The 321-nt window shown below is 71.7% G+C and carries 1 pseudogene; it reads left to right on the top strand.

Going from position 1 to position 321, the window contains the following annotated elements:
* Window positions 1-238 (top strand): annotated as a pseudogene (locus tag B3T77_RS08005) (J domain-containing protein); the annotation flags it as partial.
* Window positions 239-321: the final 83 nt, after the last annotated feature.

Genomic DNA, 321 nt, shown 5'->3' with positions numbered 1-321 from the left:
CGACGGCGGGCGGGTGGAGATCGAGACCCCTGTCGGCACGCGCTCGGCCTGGATCACAGCTGACATGGCCGCCCCGGTGCGGGTGCGGTTGAAGGACCTGGGCCTGCCCGCGCGGGGATCGCGGCCGGCGGGGCATCTGTTCGTGACGCTGGAGCCGTCGTCCGATGTCCCCTCGGCGGCCGAAGACCTGCTGGTGCGGTTCACGCGGGTCTGGACGCAGGAGCGTCTGGCGGCCTAAGTCGGGGCCATGTCGCACAACACCTTCGGCCATCTGTTTCGCGTGACCACCTGGGGCGAGAGCCACGGGCCGGCGATCGGCTG

Origin of the sequence: Brevundimonas sp. UBA7838 (genome assembly GCF_002500885.1) — a bacterium.
Classification (GTDB): domain Bacteria; phylum Pseudomonadota; class Alphaproteobacteria; order Caulobacterales; family Caulobacteraceae; genus Brevundimonas; species Brevundimonas vesicularis_C.
This window is presented reverse-complemented; position numbering and strand designations above follow the sequence as displayed.